At 73.1% G+C, this 20,831-nt stretch carries 17 protein-coding genes and 2 pseudogenes; 17 read left to right on the top strand and 2 right to left on the bottom strand.

All coding sequences use genetic code 11. The features are described 5' to 3' along the window. The first annotated feature begins 373 nt into the window (after positions 1–373). The 14 genes and pseudogenes from AB0M28_RS22750 to AB0M28_RS22815 all read left to right on the top strand — a co-directional run. Positions 374–1,216, top strand: a complete 843-nt coding sequence (locus tag AB0M28_RS22750; RefSeq protein WP_365407787.1) for a nitrilase-related carbon-nitrogen hydrolase — start codon at positions 374–376, stop codon at positions 1,214–1,216. 32 nt (positions 1,217–1,248) lie between these two features. After that, positions 1,249–2,487, top strand: coding sequence for an aspartate aminotransferase family protein (locus tag AB0M28_RS22755; RefSeq protein ID WP_365407878.1), 1,239 nt, complete (start codon positions 1,249–1,251; stop codon positions 2,485–2,487). A 194-nt stretch (positions 2,488–2,681) separates the two neighbouring features. Continuing rightward, positions 2,682–3,689 carry a hypothetical protein gene (locus tag AB0M28_RS22760; RefSeq protein ID WP_365407790.1) on the top strand — a complete coding sequence of 336 codons (1,008 nt, stop codon included), beginning with the start codon at positions 2,682–2,684 and terminating at the stop codon, positions 3,687–3,689. A 71-nt stretch (positions 3,690–3,760) separates the two neighbouring features. Beyond that, on the top strand, positions 3,761–5,284 hold the full coding sequence (locus AB0M28_RS22765; protein WP_365407793.1) for an amino acid permease: 1,524 nt from the start codon (positions 3,761–3,763) through the stop codon (positions 5,282–5,284). A 131-nt stretch (positions 5,285–5,415) separates the two neighbouring features. Further along, positions 5,416–7,683, top strand: a complete 2,268-nt coding sequence (locus AB0M28_RS22770; RefSeq protein ID WP_365407796.1) for a nitrate- and nitrite sensing domain-containing protein — start codon at positions 5,416–5,418, stop codon at positions 7,681–7,683. Beyond that, positions 7,680–8,126 (top strand): roadblock/LC7 domain-containing protein, encoded by a 447-nt coding sequence (locus AB0M28_RS22775; RefSeq protein WP_365407799.1) that lies wholly within the window; start codon positions 7,680–7,682, stop codon positions 8,124–8,126. Before AB0M28_RS22770 ends, AB0M28_RS22775 begins: the two co-directional genes overlap by 4 nt. Continuing rightward, the gene (locus tag AB0M28_RS22780) at positions 8,123–8,479 is read left to right on the top strand and encodes a DUF742 domain-containing protein (RefSeq protein ID WP_365407801.1); all 357 of its coding nucleotides are present in this window, start codon (positions 8,123–8,125) and stop codon (positions 8,477–8,479) included. The genes AB0M28_RS22775 and AB0M28_RS22780 overlap by 4 nt, the downstream gene beginning before the upstream one ends. A gap of 25 nt (positions 8,480–8,504) precedes the next feature. Continuing rightward, positions 8,505–9,068, top strand: a complete 564-nt coding sequence (locus AB0M28_RS22785) for an ATP/GTP-binding protein (RefSeq protein ID WP_365407880.1) — start codon at positions 8,505–8,507, stop codon at positions 9,066–9,068. A gap of 62 nt (positions 9,069–9,130) precedes the next feature. Continuing rightward, positions 9,131–10,564, top strand: coding sequence for an FGGY family carbohydrate kinase (locus AB0M28_RS22790; protein WP_365407804.1), 1,434 nt, complete (start codon positions 9,131–9,133; stop codon positions 10,562–10,564). A gap of 58 nt (positions 10,565–10,622) precedes the next feature. After that, positions 10,623–12,047 (top strand): NAD(P)/FAD-dependent oxidoreductase, encoded by a 1,425-nt coding sequence (locus tag AB0M28_RS22795; RefSeq protein ID WP_365407807.1) that lies wholly within the window; start codon positions 10,623–10,625, stop codon positions 12,045–12,047. Continuing rightward, a complete protein-coding gene (locus tag AB0M28_RS22800; RefSeq protein ID WP_365407810.1) occupies positions 12,044–13,294 on the top strand; it encodes an FAD-dependent oxidoreductase in 1,251 nt (416 codons plus the stop codon). The genes AB0M28_RS22795 and AB0M28_RS22800 overlap by 4 nt, the downstream gene beginning before the upstream one ends. A gap of 241 nt (positions 13,295–13,535) precedes the next feature. Further along, a pseudogene (locus AB0M28_RS22805) lies at positions 13,536–13,634 on the top strand (DNA-binding response regulator); the annotation flags it as partial. Positions 13,635–13,725: 91 nt separating this feature from the next. After that, entirely contained in the window at positions 13,726–13,866 is a 141-nt protein-coding gene (locus AB0M28_RS22810; RefSeq protein ID WP_365407883.1) for a LuxR C-terminal-related transcriptional regulator, read from the top strand. 113 nt (positions 13,867–13,979) lie between these two features. Beyond that, a pseudogene (locus tag AB0M28_RS22815) lies at positions 13,980–14,066 on the top strand (IS5/IS1182 family transposase); the annotation flags it as partial. Positions 14,067–14,281: 215 nt separating this feature from the next. Here AB0M28_RS22815 and AB0M28_RS22820 read toward each other — a convergent pair. Beyond that, positions 14,282–16,966: a tetratricopeptide repeat protein gene (locus AB0M28_RS22820; protein ID WP_365407813.1), complete on the bottom strand. Its 2,685-nt coding sequence runs from the start codon at positions 16,964–16,966 to the stop codon at positions 14,282–14,284. 219 nt (positions 16,967–17,185) lie between these two features. Here AB0M28_RS22820 and AB0M28_RS22825 point away from each other — a divergent pair, with 219 nt between their 5' ends. From AB0M28_RS22825 to AB0M28_RS22835, 3 genes are read left to right on the top strand one after another with little or no spacing between them, the layout of a single operon-like run. Beyond that, positions 17,186–17,530 (top strand): hypothetical protein, encoded by a 345-nt coding sequence (locus tag AB0M28_RS22825; protein WP_365407816.1) that lies wholly within the window; start codon positions 17,186–17,188, stop codon positions 17,528–17,530. A 32-nt stretch (positions 17,531–17,562) separates the two neighbouring features. After that, a complete protein-coding gene (locus tag AB0M28_RS22830; protein WP_365407819.1) occupies positions 17,563–19,089 on the top strand; it encodes a S8 family serine peptidase in 1,527 nt (508 codons plus the stop codon). Then, positions 19,086–19,955 carry a hypothetical protein gene (locus tag AB0M28_RS22835; protein WP_365407821.1) on the top strand — a complete coding sequence of 290 codons (870 nt, stop codon included), beginning with the start codon at positions 19,086–19,088 and terminating at the stop codon, positions 19,953–19,955. Before AB0M28_RS22830 ends, AB0M28_RS22835 begins: the two co-directional genes overlap by 4 nt. Before the next feature lie 468 nt (positions 19,956–20,423). On the opposite strand, the gene AB0M28_RS22840 is transcribed toward AB0M28_RS22835, so the two are convergent. Further along, positions 20,424–20,684, bottom strand: a complete 261-nt coding sequence (locus AB0M28_RS22840; RefSeq protein ID WP_365407824.1) for a hypothetical protein — start codon at positions 20,682–20,684, stop codon at positions 20,424–20,426. Positions 20,685–20,831 lie beyond the last annotated feature (147 nt).

The raw sequence follows: 20,831 nt of genomic DNA on the forward strand, positions 1-20,831 counted from the left end.
CTCTCCCGCGGGGGGGCCCGCGCCCCCAGACCCCCGGCTGGTCGCGTCCCGCTGCGGGGGCTCCGCCCCCGGCCCCCCGAATCGGCGCTGCGCGCCTCTGGCCTCAAACGCCGGCCGGGCTGTATTGGCGCTTCGCGCCTCGGCCTCAAGCGCCGGCCGGGCTGTGTCGGCGCTTCGCGCCTCTGGCCTCAAACGCCGGCCGGGCTGTGTCGGCGCTTCGCGCCTCCGGTGGCCGCCGGATCGGGGCGTGCCGGGGCCGACACCCCGTCCATCCGTACCGATGCCCTTGCCACGGTGTGTGACCGAGTCGTACGTTTCCCGTCTACGCCCTCTACGTGCGTAGACGGGCGTGACCGTGCCGAAGGAGCAGCTCATGGCCAACGTCGTCCGCGCCGCCCTGGTTCAGGCCACCTGGACCGGCGACACCGAATCGATGATCGCGAAGCATGAGGAGCACGCCCGGGCGGCCGCCGCCCAGGGTGCGAAGATCATCGGGTTTCAGGAGGTCTTCAACGCCCCCTACTTCTGCCAGGTTCAGGAACCCGAGCACTACCGCTGGGCGGAGCCCGTCCCCGACGGCCCCACGACCGAGCGGATGCGCGCGCTGGCGCAGGAGACCGGGATGGTCGTCGTCGCGCCGGTGTTCGAGATCGAGCAGTCCGGCTTCTACTACAACACCGCCGTCGTCATCGACCCGGACGGCACCGTCCTCGGCAAGTACCGCAAGCACCACATCCCCCAGGTCAAGGGCTTCTGGGAGAAGTACTACTTCAAGCCCGGCAACCTCGGCTGGCCGGTCTTCGACACGGCCGTCGGCCGGATCGGCGTCTACATCTGCTACGACCGCCACTTCCCCGAGGGCTGGCGCCAGCTCGGCCTGAACGGCGCCCAGCTGGTGTACAACCCGTCCGCGACGTCCCGCGGCCTCTCGGCGTACCTCTGGCAGCTGGAGCAGCCCGCCGCCGCCGTCGCCAACGAGTACTTCATCGCCGCGATCAACCGCGTCGGCCAGGAGGAGTACGGGGACAACGACTTCTACGGCACCAGCTACTTCGTCGACCCGCGCGGCCAGTTCGTCGGCGAGGCGGCCAGCGACAAGGAGGAGGAGCTCGTCGTACGGGACCTGGACTTCGGGCTGATCGACGAGGTCCGCCGGCAGTGGGCGTTCTACCGTGACCGCCGCCCCGACGCGTACGAAGGGCTGGTGCAGCCGTGAGCAGCCCCCTCCACCAGCGCCACCGGGCGGTCATGCCCGACTGGCTGGCCCTGTACTACAAGGAGCAGGTCGAGCTCACGCACGGCGAGGGCCGCCACGTCTGGGACAGCGAGGGCCGGCGCTATCTGGACTTCTTCGGCGGCATCCTCACCACCATGACCGCCCACGCCCTGCCCGAGGTCACCAAGGCCGTCAGCGAGCAGGCCGGCCGCATCCTGCACACCTCCACCCTCTACCTCGACCGCCCGATGATCGAGCTGGCCGAGCGCGTCGCCCAGCTCTCCGGCATCCCGGACGCCCGCGTCTTCTTCACCACCTCGGGCACGGAGGCCAACGACACCGCGCTGCTGCTGGCGACGGCGTACCGCCGCTCCAACCAGATCCTGGCGATGCGCAACAGCTACCACGGCCGTTCGTTCTCCGCGGTCGGCATCACCGGCAACCGCTCCTGGTCCCCGACCAGCCTCTCCCCGCTGCAGACGCTGTACGTGCACGGCGGGATCCGTACAAAGGGGCCCTTCGCCGACCTGTCCGACGACGCGTTCATCGCCGCCTGCGTCGCCGATCTGCGGGACCTGCTCGGACAGACCCGCGGCCCGGTCGCCGCGCTGATCGCCGAGCCGATCCAGGGCGTCGGCGGCTTCACCTCGCCGCCGGACGGCCTGTACGCGGCGTTCCGCGAGGTGCTCCAGGCCGAGGGCATCCTGTGGATCAGCGACGAGGTGCAGACGGGCTGGGGACGCACCGGCGAGCACTTCTGGGGCTGGCAGGCGCACGGCGAGAACGGGCCGCCGGACATCCTCACCTTCGCCAAGGGCATCGGCAACGGCGCCTCCATCGGCGGCGTGGTGGCCCGCGCGGACGTGATGAACTGCCTGGACGCCAACTCCATCTCCACCTTCGGCGGCAGCCCCGTCACCATGGCCGCGGGCCTGGCCAACCTCACGTACCTGCTGGAGCACGATCTGCAGGGCAACGCGCGCCGCGTCGGCGGTCTGCTGCTGGAGCGGCTGCGGGCGGTCGCGGCGCCGCTGGACCTCGTGACGGAGGTCCGCGGCCGCGGGCTCATGATCGGTGTCGAGCTGGCCACCGCGGCGGCGGCCACCGCCGTACTGGAGGCGTCGCGCGAGCGCGGACTGCTGATCGGCAAGGGCGGACTCGCGGGCGACGCCCTGCGGATCGCGCCTCCCCTGACCCTGACCGTCGCGGAGGCGGAGGAAGGAGCGGCCATTCTGGAGCAGGCTCTGCACGCCGCGGTCAACTATGGCTAGGATCCTCAACTGTCCGTACAGAAGTGGAATTTGAGTCCACAGTTGCGTGCTGCGACTCGGCCTGCTTCGAATCTGAAGCGGCAGAGAATCTGACGTGACAGAGAAACGGACGCAATCGTACACATTCGTAAGTACGCACCCTTTTGGGGATCTGATGACGAGGGACGCGTGCACCCGCCCCCGAGGGCGGGTTGATGCGTAGCCGCCGCCAGCCGGCGGGCCGGGGGGAGTTCCGGCCGGTCTACCATCCGGCCGGGCCCGACGAGCAGTTACGGACGGTCCTGGACGATCTGCGGGTCGGCCGCTGGATGTCCATGCGGGACCTGCTCGCCCGTACCGGCAAGGACTGGGGGCTGCGCACGGCGCGTTCGCAGGTGCTGGCCGCCGGCGCCGCCCGGTCCGCGGTGGTCCGGGTCTGGCTCGACGAGGAGCCGGACAGCACCGACGCCCTGATGATGGCGGCCCGGGTGGCGACGGCCCGGGCCCAGCAGGCCCACCGCCGCCGGCTGCCCGGGGCGGCGGAGCTGGAGGCCGAGGCGCGCGAGGCGTGCCTGGAGGCGGTCGAACGGTTACCGCTGGACCCGGTCCCCTGGGTCTGTCTGCTGGCCCTGGCCCAGCTGGACGAGGCCCAGACCCGTCCCGAGCACCGGGCCGAACCGCCCGAGCAACTGCTCCCCGCGGGCCCCTGGGGCCTGCTCCGCTCGTGCGCCGAGCGTGACGCGTACAACCGCGAGGCGCACCACCGCGTCCTCCAGGTCTGCGCCCGCCTCGGCGGCTCGCGGGCCCACGCGCTGAACTTCTCCCGCTGGGTGGCCTCCTGGGCCCCGCGGGGTTCGGCCCTCCTCGTCCTGCCGCTCTACGCCCATGTGGAGCACTACCTCTACGAGCGCAAGCGCGGCCGCGGGGACGCGCTCGCGCACCGCCAGTGGTCGCGCCCGGACATCGCGCGCGACGCCGAGCGGGCCCTGACCGGCTGGTTCCACCAGGTCGCGCCGGTGACCCGGTCCGTGGCGGACCTCAGCCATCTGGCCCACGCCCTGGTGGCGGCGCGCCGCTTCGACGAAGCGGCCCCCGTCTTCGAGGCGATGGGGCCCCATGCCTCCCTGCAGCCGTGGTCGCAGGTGAGCAGCGACCCCGACCGGCCGGAGCTGGGCGAGGCCGACTTCCTCCGAGCCCGCGCGGAGGCCCTCGGCCGTACCTGACCCACCCCCCACGCGAGTTGTCTGTTTTGGCCTGTCATGTCCCCGTCATACTCTTCTGGAGGTCTCCCCCCATGTCCCAAGCCGCGCAAAGAACCGGGGTACCCCGGCAGCGCAAAGCGGACGACGCCCATCTGCGCGATCTGGGTTACGAGCCCGAACTGACGCGCCGGATGGGACCGTTCGGCAACTTCGCCATCTCCTTCTCCGTGATCTCGATCCTGTCCGGCTGTATGACGCTGTACGGGTTCGGCATGAACACCGGCGGCCCGTCGGTGATGATCTGGGGCTGGGTGGCCGTCGGCGCACTGGTGCTCTGCGTGGGCCTCGGCCTCGCCGAGGTCACCAGCGCCTACCCGACCTCCGGCGCGCTGTACTACATGGCCCACCAGCTCGGCGGCAAGCGCTGGGGCTGGTACACCGGCTGGCTCAACCTGCTCGGCCTGCTCGGCGCCATCGCCGGCATCGACTACGGCGCGGCGCTCTTCACCGGCGCCTTCATGAACCTCCAGTGGGGCTTCACGCCCACCCCCGAGAAGACCCTGGCGATCTTCGCCGTCATCCTGCTGGTGCACGCCGTGCTGAACCTCTTCGGCGTACGCCTGGTCAGCATCCTCAACTCCGTCAGCGTCTGGTGGCACCTGATCGGCGTCGTGGTGATCGTCGGCGCCCTGGTGATCGTCCCCTCCGAGCACCAGTCGGCCGGGTTCGTCTTCACCGAGTTCAACAACGGCACCGGCTGGTCCAGCCCGTTCTACGTCGCCGCCATCGGTCTGCTGCTGGCCCAGTACACCTTCTCCGGGTACGACGCCTCCGCGCACCTGTCGGAGGAGACCACCCAGGCCCAGGTGAACTCCGCCAAGGGCATCGTCCGCTCCATCTGGGTCTCCTGGATAGCCGGCCTCGTCCTGCTCCTCGGACTCACCTTCGCCATCCAGGACTACGCCGGCACGCTCGGCTCCTCGACGGGCGTACCGCCCGCGCAGATCTTCATCGACGCACTCGGTGTCTCCGCCGCCAAGGCACTGCTGCTCGTCGTGATCGTGGCCCAGCTGTTCTGCGGCAACGCCGAGGTCGCCGCCACCTCCCGGATGGTCTTCGCGTTCTCCCGCGACGGCGCGCTGCCCGGCTCCCGCCAGTGGCGCCGGGTCTCCAGCCGTACGGGCATCCCCACCATGGCCGTCCTGCTGTCCGTGGTCGTGGCGTTCGTCCTCGCCCTGCCCTCGCTGTACTCGGTCACCGCGTACGGGGCCGTGACGGCCATCAACGTCATCGGCATCACCCCCGCCTACGCGATCCCGATCCTGCTGCGCCGGCGGGCCGGCGACCGGTTCACCCCCGGGCCCTGGCAACTGGGCAGGTGGAGCAAGCCGATCGGCTGGATCGCCGTCGTCTGGGTCGCCGTCATCACCGTGGTGTTCTGCCTCCCGCAGGCGTCGCCGGTCACGGTGGACACCTTCAACTACGCGTCCGTGGCGCTGGTCGCCGTACTGCTGCTGGCCACCGTCTCCTGGTGGAACCACGGCCGGCGCAGCTACACCCCGCCCACGTACAACGCGGACCCGGAGCTGGAGGACCTCAGCAAGGACCTCGTCTGACTCCTCACCCCGCCGCCTGTCCGGTCCACGGGCGGGCGGCGGGGACCCGCACCCCTGTCCACCCACAACCCCCCACCCGCACCCCTGTCCACCCACAACCCCCCGCCCGCACCACCGTTCCGTGAGGACCGATGCCCCCCTTCGCCCAGCTGCCCCTGCGCACGCTGCTTCGCATCCTCGCAGCGATCGTCACGGCCGCCCTGGCCGCCCTGGTGGTGGCCGGCACGGTCCCGGCGTTCCAGCACGCAGGAGAACTCCGGGACCAGGCCAGGACCCTGGAGAGGAACCTGCCGCCGCTGCAGGCACTGATCACCGAACTGCAGACCGAGCGCTCCCTGACCGCCGCCCGCGTCGCCAAGCGGTCCGTCAGCCAGGCCGTGCTCGACACCCAGCGCACTCGCACCGACGCCGCGCTCGCCGGCACCGGCACCAAGCGCCGGGCCGTGGCCCAGATCCGCGAGGCCGCCGACGCCCGCAACACCGACGCGCCCACCGTCATCGACCGCTACACCGACGAGATCGCCAAGGCGGTCGAGGAGCTGGAGGAGTACGCGGCGGCCGGTGACGCCGACCAGGTCCGCCAGACCCGTGCGCTCGTCGGTCTGGTGCGCGTCACCGAGGCCGTGCGCCAGGAGGACGCGCTGCTGGCCGCCGCCGAGGACGGCCGGCTCACCGCCGGCGCCCAGACCGCGTTCGGCGCGGCGGTGGCCGTACAACGGCAGCAGGCCACCGACGTGGTCGCCGCGTACCTGCCCGACGCGGAGAAGACCGGGTACGGTCGGCTGGCCGGCTCGGCGGCCTGGAGCGCCAAGCAGCGCACCGAGGACCGCGTCGTCACCGCACACCGCCTCCCCGCCGCCGACGACTGGCGCGCCGTGCACGACGAGGTCGTCTCCGAACTCACCGCGCTCACCACCGGCCGGATCACCGCCATGGCCCAGCGCGTCGACGACCGCGCGGCGGAGCTGCGCGAGCGCGCGTTCTGGCTGTCGCTGGGCGGGTTCGCCGGCGCCGTCGCCGTGGTGGCGCTCGTCCTGGCCGTGACCCGCCACGTCAGCCGCCGCGCGGAGGAGGTCCGCTCCAGCGCCCTGGACGTCGCCCGCCGCCAGCTGCCGCAGCTCATCGTGCGGGTGCAGCACGGCGAGCCCGCCGACCTCTCCGAACTGCCCGCCCAGACCCGCGCCCGCGACGAGTTCGCCGAACTGTCCAACGTCGTGGCCCGGCTCACCGAGGAGGTCGTCGACGCCGCCAAGATCGTGTACGCCGAACGCCGAGGCTTCGAGAAGTTCGCCGAGGGCGTCACCCTGCGCGCGGTCACCCTCATCGTCGCCATGCTGAAGACCCTCGACGAGCTGCAGCACCGCTACGCCGACACCGACCCCGCCCTGCTGAACGAGCTGTACCAGATGGACCACCTGACGGTACGGGTCCGCCGCCAGCTGGAGAACCTGCTGGTGCTCTCCGGCGGCGCCGTCGCCAACCCGCACACCGAGCCCGTGCACATCGCCAACCTGATCGTGGACGCGGCCGGCGAGTCCCGCGGCTACGCCCACGTCGTCAAGGAGTTCCACGCCGAGGCGTGGATCGTCCCCGACGCCGCCGGGGAGCTGACGCACCTCATCGCCGAGCTGATCGAGAACGCCACGACGTACTCGCCGAGCGGCTACGAGGTCTTCGTCCGCGCCACCGAGGCCGTCACCGGCGTGGCGATCGAGGTGGAGGACAAGGGGCGCGCCCCCGACGCCTGGCACTTCGAGGCGCTGAACGGCCGCCTGCTCGACGTACCGCCGTACTCCGTGCTCGGCGAGTCCGCCGACCAGCTGGGCCTGTTCGTGGTCGGCCAGCTCGCCCAGCGGCACGGGGTGAAGGTCTCGCTGGGGGAGGGCCGGTTCGGCGGTGTCCGGGCCGTCGCGCTCATCCCGCACGCGCTGCTGACCGCCGAACCCGCCGGTGGGCCGGAGCCCGAGGCGCTGCGCGCCGCGCGCGCCACCGCCGTACCGCGCGGGCCGAAGGCCCTGCCCGCCCAGCGCGGCGCGCCGCCGGTGCAGACCACGGCGGCGGGGCTCATACGACGGCGGCCGGCGGAACCGGCGGAGCACGGGCGGGCCGTGGAGGCGGACGCCCCACCCGGCGCCGCGCGGGAGACCGCCCCAACCGGCGCCGAGCGGGCGACCGCTCCAACCAGCGCCGCACGGGACGCCGCCGCCCAGGTGACCGCGCTGCCGCAGCGCGTGCCCGGCCGCAACCTCGCCCGGCAGCTGCGCGAGGAGTCCGCCGACACCACAGCCGCCCCGTCGGAGGCGACCGCCGTCGACGACAGCCCCCTGGACACCATCGAGACCACCTTCACCCAGCTCCAGCACGCCCTGACCAACCCCGAGAAAGACACCGACCGATGAGCCCCCAGCAGTGGAAGAACGTCATCCCCGTCGCCAGTGCCCATGACGAGGCGGTCTTCGACAACCTCCGGGACAACCTCCGCCTCGTCCCCGACCTGACCGGCTTCGTCCTCCTCGCCGACGACGGCCTCGCCCTGTGCGGCTACGGCGAGGGCTGGACGGAGGACGGCGTGCAGACCATCGCCGCCGCCTGCTCCGGGCTGGCCAGCCTCGCCGACGGGCTCTCGCACCCGGTGCGCGGCGGCTCCGTACTCCACCTCAACATCACCATGGAGCGCAGCCACCTCATCCTCACCGCCTGCGGCAACGGCAGCACCCTCGCCGTGTACACCTCGGGCCCCGAGTCGCTGGGCCTGGCCATGCGGGAGACCGTGCGCGTCGCCCGGGCGTTCAAGCCCCAGCTCGGCGTCGGCGCCCGCGCCGGCGCCCGCCCGGCGGAATGAGCGGCGAGCGGGGCACGCGCCGGACGCGTACCTTCGCGCTCACGGCCGCCATGGCCGACGGGCAGCGCCCGGAGGGCATCACCATGCACTCCACCGTGCGTACCGTGGCCGACCCCAAGTCGGCCCGGCACATCCCGGAGGAGTGGCAGCGGATCCTCGCCCTGTGCACGGGCAGCGGCCTGGCCGTCGCCGAGGTCTCGGCGCGGATCGGCATGCGGCTGACGCCCACCGTCGACCTGCTGCGCGAACTCGTGGCGCACGGGCTCGTCGAGCACAGCGCCCCGCTCACCGAGGCGGACGCCTCCAACATCGAATTCCTTCGACGACTCAGGAGAGGCCTTGAACGCGGCTGACCACAACGGCCCCGACCGCCGGCGGATGCTGCCCTCCGTCAAGCTCCTCATCGCCGGCGGCTTCGGCGTCGGCAAGACCACGGCGGTCGGCGCCGTCAGCGAGATCACGCCCCTGCGTACGGAGGAACAGCTCAGCGAGGCGGGCGTCGGCATCGACGACCTCACCGGCATCGAGCAGAAGACCGCCACCACCGTGGCGATGGACTTCGGCCGGATCACCGTGCCCGAGGCGGTGCTGATGCTCTTCGGCACGCCCGGGCAGGAGCGGTTCTGGTTCATGTGGGACGACCTGCTGCGCGGGGCGCTGGGCGCGGTCGTGCTCGTCGACACCCGCCGGCTCGAACGGTCCTTCGCGGCCGTGGACTTCTTCGAGCACCGCCGGCTGCCGTTCGTCGTGGCCGCCAACTGCTTCTTCAAACAGCAGCGGTTCACCCCCGAGCAGATCCGCGAGGCGCTGGCCCTGAAGGATCCCGAGACGCCGATCGTGCTGTTCGACGCGCGGGAGGAGGACTCCGTACGGGACGTCCTGCTCGCGCTGATGGACCATCTGATCGCGATCGCCGAACGCGGACAGACGGCCAGGGTGTAGGACGGCGAACGCTTGGGACGACGAACGTTTGGGACCGCGAAGGTACAGGGAGGCATCTGCGCATGACCACCGTGCTCGCCATCGACCAGGGCACCTCCGGTACGAAGGCGCTGGTCGTCGACCCCGTCGACGGTGTGCTGGCCGTCGCCGAGGTGCCCGTGACGCCGGTGTACCTGCCCGGCGGCGGCGTCGAGCAGGATCCCGGACAGCTCCTGGCCTCCGTGCTGGACGCCGGACGGCAGGCCGTCGCCCGGGCCGGGCGCGCCCCCGACGCGGTCGCCCTCGCCAACCAGGGCGAGACCGTGCTGGCGTGGGACCGGGCCACCGGAAAGCCCCTCTCCCAGGCCGTGGTCTGGCAGGACAGCCGCTCCCAGGCGCTGTGCGACCAGCGCGCCCACGCCCGCGACTGGGTCGCCCAGCGCACGGGCCTGGTGCTCGACCCGTACTTCTCCGCCCCGAAGATGACCTGGCTGCGCGAGAACGTCACCGCCGAGGGCGTGGTGACGACCACCGACACCTGGCTGGTCCACCGGCTCACTGGCGAGTTCGTCACCGACGCCGCCACCGCGAGCCGCTCCCTGCTGCTGGACCTCGACGCCGTGGCCTGGGACCCCGAGCTGACGGGGCTGTTCGAACTCGATCCGGCCGCGCTCCCGCGGATCGTCGGCTGCGACGAGATCGTGGGGAGTACGGGCGCGTTCGGCCCGGAGGTGCCCGTGGCGGGGCTCGTCGTCGACCAGCAGGCGGCGCTCTTCGGCGAGTCGTGCCTGGACCCCGGGACCGCCAAGTGCACGTACGGCACCGGGGCGTTCCTGCTGGCCAACACGGGTGCCGCGGCCGTGCGTTCCACCGGCGGACTCACCACCTCGGTCGCCTGGCGCGCCCGCGGGGCCACGCCGTACTGCGTCGACGGGCAGGTCTACACGGCCGCCTCCGCGATGCGCTGGCTGACCGAGCTGGGGCTCATCGGCTCCGCCGCCGACCTGGACGCCGTTGCCGTGGACGACGCGGGCGGCGTGCTGTGCGTCCCGTCCTTCGCGGGCCTGGCGGCGCCGTGGTGGCGCTCGGACGCCACGGCCTCCTTCACCGGCCTCACCCTGGCCAGCGGGCCCGGCCACCTCGTCACCGCGGTGCTGCAGGGCATCGCCGCACAGGTCGCCGAACTCGCCGCGCTGGTCGAGGCCGACCTCGGTGCCCCGCTCACCCGGCTGCGCGTGGACGGCGGCCTGACGCGCAGCGCGGCCCTGATGCAGGCCCAGGCGGACCTCGCCCAGGTCCCGCTCGACGTCTACCCCTCCCCGCACGCCACCGCCCTCGGCGCGGCGGCCCTGGCGCGCCTGGCCCTGGAGCCGGCGCTCACCCCGCGGGAGGCGGTGCCGGCGTGGACGCCGGGGCGGGTGTACGAGCCGCGGTGGACGGCGGAGCGGGCGGGGGAGTTCCGGGAGCGGTGGCGGGGGGCGGCGTTGGCCAACCTTCCGGGGGGTTCGGGTGACTGACGGGCTTCCTGGGGAGGAGGTTCGGGTGACTGACGGTCTTCCTGGGGAGGAGGTTCAGGTGACTCACGAGTCTGTTCCGTACGACATCGCCGTCATCGGCGCCGGCGTGGTCGGGTGCGCCATCGCCCGCGAGCTGTCCGGCCACCGTCTCTCCGTCGCGCTGCTCGACGCCGCCGACGACGTGGGGGAGGGCACGAGCAAGGCCAACACCGCGATCCTGCACACCGGTTTCGACGCGAAGCCCGGCACGCTGGAGTCGCGGCTCGTACGCCGCGGTTACGCACTGCTCTCCGCGTACGCGGCCGACACCGGCATCCCCGTGGAGCGCACGGGCGCGCTGCTGGTGGCATGGACGCGCGAGGAACTCGACGCGCTTCCCGGCCTGCGCGAGAAGGCCCTGGCGAACGGATACGGGCACACCGTCTCGCTGACCGCCGACGAGGTCTACGCCCGCGTCCCCGCCCTCGGCCCCGGCGCCCTCGGCGGGCTCGCCGTCCCCGACGAGTCGATCATCTGCTCGTGGACGACGACCCTCGCGTACGCGACGGAGGCCAAGGCACGCGGGGCCGATCTGCTGCTGGGCCGACGCGTCACCTCGGTGTCCGTGGCCGTCGAGCACACCACGCTGCACACCGACCAGGGTCCGGTCACCGCCCGCTGGGTCGTCAACGCGGCGGGCCTCGGCGCGGACGTCATCGACGGTCACTTCGGCCACCGGGACCGCTTCACGGTCACCCCGCGCCGGGGCGAGCTGCTCGTGTACGACAAGCTGGCACGGCCACTCGCCCCGCTCATCGTCCTGCCCGTCCCCAGCTCGCGCGGCAAGGGAGTACTGATCAGCCCCACCGTCTACGGCAACGTCATGCTCGGCCCGACCGCCGAGGACCTCACCGACCGCACCGACACCGGCACCTCGGCACGCGGGCTCGACTTCCTCCTCGACAAGGGGCGGCAGTTGATGCCCCGGCTGCTCGAGGAGGAGGTCACCGCGAGTTACGCCGGACTGCGTGCCGCCATCGCCGGCGACGACTACCTCATCGAGGCCGACGCCGACCGCCGCTACCTCCTCGCGGGCGGCATCCGCTCCACCGGCCTGTCGGCGTCGCTCGCGATCGCCGAGCACGTACGCGGCCTGCTCGCCGACGCGGGGCTCACCCTCGACGCCCGCGCCGACCTGCCGTCCGCGCCGCGCATGCCGGGGATCGGCGAGGGGTCACCCCGCCCGTACCAGGACGGGGAACTGATCGCCAAGGACGCGGCGTACGGGCGCGTCGTCTGCTTCTGCGAGCGGGTCACCGAGGGCGAGATCCGCGACGCGCTCGCGTCCCCGGTGCCGCCGGCGGGCGCCTCGGGGTTGCGGCGACGGACGCGCGCGATGAACGGACGCTGCCAGGGCTTCTACTGCGCGGCGGAGGTGGGCGCGATGCTGGCCGGGCGCCGCGGCTGGGACGGGATCCCGGCCGGCCGGGAGGGCGGCCGGTGACGGGGCGTCGGATCCGCACCCCGGACGTGGCGATCGTCGGCGCCGGCCCGGCGGGGCTCGCGGCCGCCGCCCGCCTCGCCCCCCACGTAGGCAGCGTCCTGGTGCTGGAGCGGGAGCGGGCCGCCGGCGGCATCCCCCGGCACAGCGACCACACCGGCTTCGGCATCCGCGACCTGCGCCGGGTCATGCGGGGGCCGGCGTACGCCCGTACGCTCGCGGAGCGGGCCGTCGACGCGGGTGCGCAGCTGCTCACCGAGGCCACCGTGACCGGCTGGTGCGGCGAACGGTCCCTGGAGGTCACGACCCCCCAGGGCCTGCTGCGGGTGGACGCCCGCGCCGTCATCCTCGCCACGGGCGCCCGCGAACGCCCGCGCTCCGCCCGGCTCATCCCGGGCGACCGCCCCTCCGGTGTGTTCACCACCGGCCAGCTGCAGAACCTCGTCCACCTCCACGGCGGCAGCCCCGGCCGGCGGGCGGTGGTCGTGGGCGCGGAGCCGGTGAGCTGGTTGGCGGTGCTCACGCTGCGGGAGTCGGGCTGCCGCCCGGTGCTGATGACGACGTGCCACCCGGTGCCGGAGTCGTACCGGGCGGCACGCCACCTCCTGCGCGTGCCGGTCGCCACGCGGACCCGGCTCGTACGGGTCATCGGCCGCCGCCGACTGGAGGCGGTCGAGCTGGAGCACACGGACACGGGCAGCCGCCGCACGGTCGCGTGCGACACGCTGGTCCTGACCGGCGACTGGATCCCCGACCACGAACTGGCGCGCGCGGCGGGCCTGGCCATGGACCCCGGCACACGCGGCCCGCTCACGGACACGGCGCTGCGCACGAGCACGGACGGCATCTTCGCGGCCGGCAACCTCCTGCACCCGGCGGACACGGCCGACGTCGCGGCCCTCGACGGCCGCCACGCCGCGGCGAGCACGCTGCGCTACCTCGCCGCCCCCGCGGTGCCGCGCCCGCCGCTCGCCCTGGAGGCGGACACCCCGTTCCGCTGGGTGACCCCGGGCCTCTTCCGCCCCGGCGACCCACCCCCGCCGCGCGCCCGCCTCCTGCTCTGGTCGGACGCCCTGGTCCGTACCCCGCGGGTGACGGTGCACCAGGACTCCCGCCTCCTCACCGCCCGCCCACTGCCGTGGCCGGCAACCCCGGGCCGGGTGTTCCGCGTCCCGTGGCGACTGCTGGCGGGGGTGGACCCGGGGGGCGGGGCGGTGCGGATCGGGCTGGGGCCCGCCAGGCTGGGGTGAGAGGGCGGCAGACGGGTGCTGGTCGGCGACTTGACCCGTGCGGTATTGCGCGGAGGGGACACGTTCCTACGGTCTTTTGATCACGGGCGGGGTCGACGCGCCCACACACGGAGCTGCCGTTCGGCGGAACGTTCGCCTCGGACACGTTCGAGACGGGCACACGCGCGGCGGCGTGGGGCGGCACGACGAGGTGCTGCTGCGCGACGGCCTGGAGCGGTTGCTGCGGGAGGCCGGGATCGAGGTGCAGGGCACAACAGGCGACGGCGACGGACTGCGCCGGCTGGTCGCCACGGAGCACCCGGACGTCGCCGTGATCGACATCCGCATGCCCCCGACGCGCACGGACGAGGGCATCGTCGCGGCGGAACACCTCCGCGCGTCCCACCCCGCGGTGGGCATCCTCGATCGCGGAGGGCCGCTCCAACGCGGGCATCTCGACCGTCCTCAGCCTCAGCCCGAAGACGGTCGAGGCCCACGTCGGCAGCATCATGACGAAGCTGGACATCGGACGCTCCCGAGACGTCAACCGCCGCGTGCTGGCGGTGCCGGCGCATCTGCGGGGGGTGTCGTAGGGCGGGGATCGAGCCGTTACTCCGGGACCGGACGCCGAAGCGGGGTGGCCGTTGGAGGGATCACCGCGAGGTGATCGATACGATCGCCTTCAAGTTCGGACCGGAGCGCCTGCCGGCCGCTTGCGTTCGTTGTCGCCGCCGGGCAGGCCGGTGATGCGCCCGCCTTCACCGAGGTCATGGCCCGCCTGCGCGTCCCACGCCGCCGGGGACCAGGGGTGCATCAACCGCCTGAAGCAGTGGCGAGGCATCGCCACCGGCTACGGCCCATTCGCGGGGCCGCTTCACGCTCAGGGGCCTGCCGAATCGTCTTGAGGCGGCCCAGTGGTACGGCGAGGAGGAGTTCGCCGAATACGGCGTCGGCGGGCCGGAAGGCCCGGCTGATGGACTACGGGCCTCGAACGTCGTGCCGGAGCCCTCACGGACCCTCGCGCGCGTGCTCCGGTACGCCGAGTTTCTCGTACAGCGCCTCCGCGCGGCCGCGGTGTTCGAGTGCCGCTGCCACCTGCCCTGCCGCCTGCAGTACGGCGGCGAGCCCGGACAAGGCGCGGGCCTGGGCGAACGGATCGCCCGCGCGGGACGCCAGCGCATACGCCTCGGTGTGACGGCGCAGGGCGTCCTGCAGCCGTCCCGCCGCGCGCAGCGTGCCGCCCAGGTCGTCGAGGGCTCCGGCCTCCATGTCCACGTCGCCCAGCCGGCGGCTGAGAGCCAGGGCCTGGTTCACGTGTTCCAGCGCGTCGTGCAGGCGGCCCAGGCGGCGGTACGTCACCGCGAGGCCGCGAAGCGCCTCTGCCTGTCCGAAGCGGTAGCCGATCGCGGCGCACGCCACGGTCGCCTTGCGATAGCCGTCCAGGGCCTCCTCGACGCGGCCGTGCCGGGCGTCTATGTGCGCGAGGTTGATCAGCGCCACCGCCTCGCCGGCCCGGTTACCCAGTTCGCGGGCGATGGCCCGGGCCGGCTCGTAGTAGCGCAGCGCTTCGGCGTCCTGGCCGATGCGGTAGTGCAGGAAGCCGAGGTTGTTCAGTGAGCGGCCCTCGTTGGTGCGGTCGCCCGCGGCGCGGTGCGCCGCGAGGGCCTGGTGCAGGGAGGCGATCGCCGCGGGGTAGTCGCCGAGTTGGAGGCGGACCAGTGCGATGGTCTTCAAGGCCTCGCCCGCGCCGCGCAGGTCGTCCAAGGAGCGCGAGCGCGTCAGCGCGTCCTTGGCGGCGTCCATCGCCTGCTGGTAGCGGCCGGCGCGGAAGCGGGCCACGGCGATGCCGTGCAGGGAGGTCGCAGCGCCCGCGGTGTCGCCGGCGGTCTCGCAGTACACGAGGGCTTCGCCGTAGCGGTCGAGCGCCGCCTCCAGGTCCCCGCTGCGGGCGTTGACGGCGCCGAGCCGGTTCAGCGCCGTGCCGGCCGCGGCGGTGTCCTTGGTCTCGGTCGCGACGGTGACGGCGGCGCTGTGCAGCGTGACCGCTTCCGTGTAGTGGCCGCAAGCCTCCAGGTACGGTGCGAGGGTCGCGGACAGCGCGATGACGTGCCCAGCGGTATCGTCGTCGGCCGCCGACTCGGCGGCCAGGGCCATCAGGTTGAAGCGCTCTGCGTCCAGCCACACTGTCGCCGAGGCGGCGTCCCGGACACCGGTGGCGACGAGCAGGCCATGCTCGTCGGCGGGGTCGCCGATTGCGCCCGAAGCCGACTCAACGCCCCCCGCCTCCTGCGGTTTCGCCCCCGCGAATTTCAGCCGTACCGCGATGGCCGCTGCCCGTCGGTGATGCCCCCGCAGCCGATCGAGGGCCGCCGCGCGGTCGGCCGTCGGCAGTTGTGCCGCGCGCTCCGCGGCGTATGCGCGAAGCAGGTCGTGCATGCCGAAGCGTCCGTGCTCGGCGGCGCTGACCAGGTGCGCACGGTGCAGTGTGGACAGCTCGTTGCAGGCGGTCGCGGCGGCCGTGTCGGCGAGCGCCGCGGCGCCCGCCACATCGATGGCCTGCCCCGGATGCAGGCCGAGCAGGTCGAACATCCGCCGCCCGGACGGGCTCAGCTGCCGTATCGACCAGGAGAACACCGTGCGGACCGCCGTCGCGTCGTCGTCCCCCGCGGCCAGCGCGTCGAGCCGGCCCGGCTGCTCGGCCAGCTCCGCCGCCAGCTCGGCGAGCGTCGCCGCGGGCCTGCTGACCGCGCGTTCGGCTGCGACGCGCAGGGCGAGCGGCAGATAGGCGCAGCGGTCGGCCAGCGCGAGCACGTCGTCGAGGCAGGCTTCGGCGCGAGCCCCGATCAGCGTGCTGAGCAGCCCGGCGGCCTCGTCGGCCGGCAGCAGGTCCAGCTCCACCCGCACCGCGCCGTGTCGCGCCACCAGCCCGGGCAGGGCGTCCCGGCTGGTCACCACCACCACGCAGGTGGCCGCGCCGGGCAGCAGGTCGCGCACCTGCTCGACGCTGCCGGCGTTGTCCAGCACAACCAGCATCCGCCGGTCGGCCATCAATGTGCGGTAGCGGGCCGCCAGTTCGGCCACGCTGAGAGGCAGTGCCGTCCCCGCTTCCCCCAGCGACCTGAGGAACCCGCCGAGCGCCTCGGCCGGCGCCACCGGCGCGCCGGGGTCGTAACCGCGCAGGTCGACGAAGAGCTGACCGTCGGGGAAGCGGCGGCCGACGCGGTGCGCCCAGTGCGCGGCGAGCGCGGTCTTGCCGACCCCCGGCGTGCCCGAGAGGCTCGCGATCCGTACACCGTTGCCGCCCCGGTCGAGGATCCGGTCCAGCTGCGCCAGTGCGTCGCGGCGGCCAGTGAAGTCGGCGACGTCGGCGGGCAGTTCACGCGGAACGGGCCGGGCCTGGGGCGACGGCAGGTCGCCGGCCACCGGAGCCGGCTCCTGCGACGTGGCCTCAAGCCATAACCCCCGGAACAGCTCCACGTCCCCGTCGAGCGCCTCCACGACCAGCTCCAGCAGCCCCCAGCGGGGCGCGCGCGGCCCGGAGAACACCGCGGCGACCGTGACATGGCTGCAGCCCACCTCGCGGGCCATCGTGCGCAGGCTCGGCCAACCGGCCTTGTGGTGCAGGTCGTGCAGGCGGTCGAACAGCACCCGCAGCGGGCCGGCTGCGACATCTGGCCTGGGCAGGGCTCCCACCGGCACTCCTTGGACGGGGGGCGTACACGACCACTGTCGCGGTGGGTTTCCGGCGGCGTCAATACGACTACTGAGCGTAATTCCCGCGCATCCCGACCGTTCCGCACCGCGACCGTTCCGTCCCTCTCGTCCGGACAGTTCCGTTCAGTTCTGTCAACTCCGGTCCAGGCGGCGCGAGTCTTGAGTCATCCAGCAGCTCACCACTGATCGGAGCAGCACATGTCAGACACCACTGACGCGGTCAAGCACAGCCACCCGGCGCACGCAGTCAAGCACGGCGCGTCCACGGAGGCCGTCAAACACATCCTGCCCGAGGCGGACGCCCGGCGGATGGCGCACCTGTCGGCCCAAATCGCCACGCTCCTCTACGAGATGAGCGAGATCTTCGCGGGTGCCGCCGCGGTCAAGCACGACAGCCTCGAGCCACGCTACGTGCCCTCGTCGCCCGCGGAGGCGGACGCCGATGTCACGTACATCGAGATCGTCCGCGGCCCGGCCGGTACCGGCTGCTACGTGACCACGTCCGACGGCACCAGCTGGTGCGAGTACCCCTGCGGCGGCTGACCCGCCGCGGACCCAGCGAAGGAGCGCACACCATGTCCGACACCGTCCGCCGACAGATCGAGCGGATCCTCGACGAGGACCCCGGCCGCATCGTCGGCGTCCTCGCCCAGATGAGCCCTCACTCCGAGGAGAAGTCGTCGGCTCCCCTCGACGCGGGGCTGCCGGCACGGGCGGCCTCCGCCCGCGAGAGCCTGCCCGAGCCGGTACGGGCGGTCCGCCACGCGGCCGTCCTTGCGGGCGCCACCGCCGGCGGCGTGCCCTGCATGCGCCCGCCGATCCCCGACCTGGCCGGCACGGAGCCGGCCCAGCCCACCCTGTCCGCCGTCCGCCGCGCCAACACCGCCGCGCTCGAACCGTTGCTGGCCACCGACGTGGTGCGCGGCGCGCGGGCCGGCCGGGAGGGCGCCGTCGCCGCGTTCTGGCCGTCCCGCTCGGCGTACCTCGAACTGGACCGGGACGAGCTGGCACGGCTGGCCACCATGCCGGGGCTGACCGCCGTCCACCCCAACACCCCGCTGAGCCTGCCGCCCGTCACCACGGCGAGCGAGCTGCCGACGACCGTCCTGGAGAACTCGGCCTCGTCGTGGGGCGTCAACGCCACCGGCGCGCTGGCCTCCTGGGGCGCGTACGGCGCCCGCGGCGCCGGAGTGCTGGTCGGCGTCCTGGACAGCGGGGTCGACGCGAGCCACCCCGACCTGCGCGGGAAGGTACGGCACTGGGCGGAGTTCGACCGGAAGGGCAGGCCCGTGGAGGGCTCCACTCCGATCGACACCCAGGGCCACGGCACCCATGTGTGCGGCACCATCGCGGGCGGCGACGCCAGCGGGCAGTGGATCGGGGTGGCCCCCGAGGTCGAGCTCGCGGTCGCCCGCGTGCTGCCCGACGGCTCCGGTTCCCCCGCCCAGATCCAGGCCGGCATCATGTGGGCGATCGAGCAGGGCGTCGACGTGCTGAGCATGTCGCTGAGCGCGCCGCTGACCGATCCGGAGACCGGCGACTTCACCTCGCTGGCGCCGGGCGTGTTCACCCAGGCGTTCCGCACCTGCCTGATCGCGGGCATCCCGGTGGTGGCCGCGTGCGGCAACCGCGGCGACCAGACCGGCGCGAGCACCGGCGGCGACATCTTCGCGTACGGCGTCGGCGCGGTCGACCACCGCGACATCGTCGCCGGCTTCAGCGGCGGTCTGTCGGAGGTGCTCGTCACCTCACCGGTGATCCCCGCCGAGCAGCTGCCGCTCATCTTCACCAAGCCCGACATCTGCGCCCCGGGCGTGGCCGTCACCTCGTCCTTCCCCGACGGGACATGGCGGGCGCTGAACGGCACGTCGATGGCCACCCCGCACGTGGCGGGCGCGATCGCCCTGCTGCTGAGCGCGGTGCCGTCGATCCGCGACACGCACGCCGGTGTCAAGCGCGCCCTGTATCTGATGGACCAGCTCACCGGCTCGGTGGACGAACTCGGCGAGGCCGGCAAGGACTCGCGCTACGGCTTCGGACGCCTCAACATCCTGCGCGCGATCGCCCTCGCGCGCTCCGTCGTAACGGAGGAGAAGCAATGAGCGACCTGCAGACGGCGCCTCCGCTGGAGGCCATGGCGGCGGCCACGCGCCTCGCGACCGCCCGCCCCGACCCGTACGCCGCCCGGACGGCCCGCGCGGCCGCCGCGTCGCCGCTGCTGAAGCTGGCCGACGCCGATCCGGACGCGGCGAAGGCGGTCGCGGAGATGCGCTCCGCGGTGCGGGCGCTGCCGCCGCGGCAGGACGACGCGGCCGCGGTGCTCGCCGGCCGGCGGATGCCTCCGACGCGGACGGACGGCCTGTTCGACGACGTCAGCCTTCGGGTCGTCCCGTACGACTACACGGGCACCAACGGCGGGAACGCCCGGATGTACCCGGACCGGGAGACCGGGATGCTGAGCCTCAGCGGCAAGTCCGGGCACATCGAGGGCGGGCTGTCCGGGCAGGTGGCCGGCACCTGCTGGGTCGGCACGACGGTCTACTCCGACGGCGCCCGGCCGGTCCGCTGCGCCCCGTTGCTCAACTGGCAGGCCAGCTGGTCGCTCAGCGTGGCGGGCGTGCCCGACGGCTTCTTCGGCGCGGACCCGTGGGCCTCGGCGCGGGGCGGCGTGCAGATCCAGGCGTACGACGGCAACGGGCCGGTCAGTGCGCTGGAGTCGCGTGAGGTGTTCAACCAGGACAAGCGCGGCGCGCCGGGCGCGGACTGGGACACCAACAGCGGCTCGGACTCCGGCACGCCGAGCAACATGAACATCTGGTTCGACCTGCCGGCCGGCGCCCCGCGCTGGGTGAACGTGCTCGCCTACCTCGACCTCAACGCGGCCTACACCGGTGCGTTCAACGTCGCCGCGGCCAGCGCCGGCCTGGAGGTCAAGGTGGTGTGGATCGTCGTCGACTGGCAGCCGTGACCGGCCCGAGGGGGGCACACCGGGGCACGCTTCGACCGAAGAGGGGGGTCGGGGCGTGCCCCAGGGGTGTGGTGGGGGCCGCAGGCGCAACCCACGCCTGCCGTGCGGCGCTGATCGCAACCGCGCGCCATCGCGTCGCTGCGGACTCAACTACCCGACCCGGTACTGGGACTTCGCAGAGGTCGCTGCCCCGCCCGGGGCCGAGCCCGAGACGGAGGCGCTGCCCCGACGTGCGCCGCGTACTTCACCACGCTCCCAGAGGCCCGACGCGGCTGGCCTGGCGCAGGCTGCCGGGCTATGTGCGGCCATGCCCCTGAAGACTGGTCAGCGGGGCCCTGCCGGCTCTGCTCACCGGGGCCAGCGGGCTGGCAGGGCTTGATCAGGCCCCGGGTCCGCATCCGGTCTACGTTCGGCGGTTGGACGTCAGCCTTCGTCGACGGCCGACCCTGGGCGGAAGATCCGGCCGGCTTACGTGCGCAATTCCCAGCTCAGCCGATCAGACAGAGACTCCCGCAACCTCTCCAGCCGACCCTTATCCTTCTCGATCAAGGTCAGCAGTTCGTACGCGTCATTCAGCGTGTCGGGATCCGACGTTGTACAGATCTGGCGGCAGATCAGCCAGATCCCGCTGCGAGCCGCATCCCGGCACTCCTCCGGCAGATCCCTGCCCTGACCCGCGGCCAGGAACGACTGCCCCTCGCCGGCCACCAGGTCGGAGAGCAGCTCCACGAACGCCTCCGACCGTAATCCGAGATCTCGTCCGCCGGCCCCGCCAGCATGACAAAGACGGCCGGGAGCGCAGCCTCGTACAGGACAGTCGCGTTGATTACATGACTGTCGAGCCCTATCAGGGAAGCCCCACAGGCCGTTGCCGCG

Origin of the sequence: Streptomyces sp. NPDC051940, from assembly GCF_040680895.1 — a bacterium.
Taxonomy (GTDB): domain Bacteria; phylum Actinomycetota; class Actinomycetes; order Streptomycetales; family Streptomycetaceae; genus Streptomyces.